Annotated in this window: 3 protein-coding genes and 1 pseudogene; all 4 read left to right on the top strand. The window is 30.1% G+C overall.

Annotated features, from left to right (window positions below; translation table 11 throughout):
• Positions 1 to 4 precede the first annotated feature (4 nt).
• Positions 5 to 157 (top strand): hypothetical protein, encoded by a 153-nt coding sequence (locus ACERKK_RS12855; RefSeq protein WP_373773474.1) that lies wholly within the window; start codon positions 5 to 7, stop codon positions 155 to 157.
• A 150-nt stretch (positions 158 to 307) separates the two neighbouring features.
• Positions 308 to 1,582, top strand: coding sequence for a phosphopyruvate hydratase (gene eno, locus ACERKK_RS12850; protein WP_373773473.1), 1,275 nt, complete (start codon positions 308 to 310; stop codon positions 1,580 to 1,582).
• A gap of 9 nt (positions 1,583 to 1,591) precedes the next feature.
• The gene (locus ACERKK_RS12845) at positions 1,592 to 1,834 is read left to right on the top strand and encodes a septum formation initiator (protein ID WP_373773472.1); all 243 of its coding nucleotides are present in this window, start codon (positions 1,592 to 1,594) and stop codon (positions 1,832 to 1,834) included.
• Positions 1,831 to 2,297, top strand: a pseudogene (locus ACERKK_RS12840) (hypothetical protein); the annotation flags it as partial. The gene ACERKK_RS12845 and the pseudogene ACERKK_RS12840, both read left to right, overlap by 4 nt.

Genomic DNA, 2,297 nt, shown 5'->3' with positions numbered 1-2,297 from the left:
AAAAATTGGTCAAGGAAAAGAAAACTCTAAAGTATTCTTAAGAGATAATCCAGAAATTGCAAAAGAAATTGAAGACAAAATTTTAGATGCAATGGGTGTAAAAGAAATTATCGAAGCTGCAAAAGAGAATAAAGAAGAAACAGAAGAAGAAGCCTAAATCATAAAAATTAAAGAGAGAAATCTCTTTAATTCCTCTATTTAACACACCTTTCATACAAAAAACTCACCTCTTTTAAACCTTTATAAAAGCAAATAAAAATCATACTTTCGATATAATCCTTGTAATTTAGAAACATAGGAGACCTACGTGGTATTTATTGATAATATATATGCAGATGAAGTTTTAGATTCAAGAGGAAACCCAACTGTAAGAGCAACTGTTATTTTAAGTGATGGTACAAAAGAAAGTGCAATTGTACCAAGTGGCGCAAGTACAGGTAAAAGAGAAGCTTTAGAATTAAGAGATGGTGATGATAGATTCTTAGGAAAAGGTGTTTTAAAAGCTGTTGAAAATGTAAACACTTTAATTTCTGATGAATTATTAGGAATGAGCCCTTTTAATCAAGCAGAAGTTGATGCTACAATGAAAGATATTGATGGTACTAATAATTATGCTAAATTAGGTGCTAATGCTGTTTTAGGTGTATCTATGGCAGTAGCACGTGCAGCTGCAAGTTCTTTAAATATTCCATTATATAGATATTTAGGTGGAGCAAATGCAATGACTATGCCTGTTCCAATGTTTAATATCATTAATGGTGGAGAACATGCTAATAACTCTGTTGATTTCCAAGAGTATATGATTATGCCTGTTGGTTTTGAAAACTTTAACGAAGGTTTAAGAGCCGTAGCTGAAATTTACCAACACTTAAAAAAAGTAATTGATGAAATGGGTGAATCAACTGCAGTTGGTGATGAGGGTGGATTTGCTCCAAACTTAAAATCAAATGAAGAACCTTTACAAGTAATTATGAAAGCAATTGAAAAAGCTGGTTATGTTCCAGGTGAACAAATTGCACTTGCTCTTGATGTTGCTGCATCTGAATTAATCAATGACAAAGGTCTTTACGTATTAAAATCAGAAAATAGAGAAATCACTTCAGAAGAGTTAGTAAACTACTACGCTGATTTATGTTCAAAATATCCAATTGTTTCAATTGAAGATGGATTAAGTGAAGATGATTGGGATGGATGGAAAGTATTAACTGAAGTTCTTGGAAATAAAGTTCAATTAGTTGGAGATGATTTATTTGTAACTAATGCTTCAATCTTAAATGAAGGTATCAATAAAGGTATCGCAAACTCAATTTTAATTAAACCAAATCAAATTGGAACAGTTTCTGAAACTATGTTAACAATTAGATTAGCACAAAGAAATAACTACAACTGTGTAATGTCACATAGATCAGGTGAAAGTGAAGATGCATTTATTGCTGATTTTGCTGTTGCTTTAAACTGTGGTCAAATCAAAACAGGATCTACTGCAAGAAGTGATAGAATCGCTAAATACAATAGATTACTTGAAATTGGTGCAGAAATTGGTTACGCAGAGTATTTAGGAAGAACACCTTTTTCTAAATAGTAATCATTTATGAAAAAATCTTTTAATGGTTACAAAAAATTTATAGTAGTAGCAGGTATTTCTGTTGCTGCTACTATATTTTTTAGTTATCATGTTGCTAATGTTTTATTTGGGAATAACTCTTTTGAAGTTTATAGCTCACTAAAACATAAAAAAAACTATTTAGAAAATGAAATCTTACGATTACAGCAAGAAAATGCTTTTTTACAAAAAGAGTACTTAGAATTAAAAAACTTGGAGCCAGAAGAATGAAAACTTTATTTTTATTTACATTAACGTTAACTTTATCATTAACTTTAAATGCAAGAGAGAATCCATTTGCAGCAACAAATGCTTATGAAGAAGAAGCAGCAAGAATCATTGAATCTAATGAATATGACTTAAGTACAATCAATGATCAAGAGTATATTCAAGAGATGCAAGAGCAAATGTCTATGATGCCAAATGCAAATAAAAATAAAGTTGAAAAAGCAGTTCAGATACTTATTCCTGCAATTAAACCAAAAGAAGAAAAAAAACCTGAAGCACCTAAAACATACTCAAAAACAGAAGTAAATACACTAATAAAAAAAGCACAGAAAGAGACAACACAATTAGTAGAAAAAAAACTTAAAAGTGCAAGTGTTGAACCAACACAAATTGTTTATGTAAAACCAAGAACTGATGTAATAGAAGAAAATCCAATTACTACAAAAGAGATACTTCCTTTTTTAAC

The organism is Poseidonibacter sp. (assembly GCF_041821165.1).
Lineage (GTDB): Bacteria > Campylobacterota > Campylobacteria > Campylobacterales > Arcobacteraceae > Poseidonibacter.
This window is presented reverse-complemented; position numbering and strand designations above follow the sequence as displayed.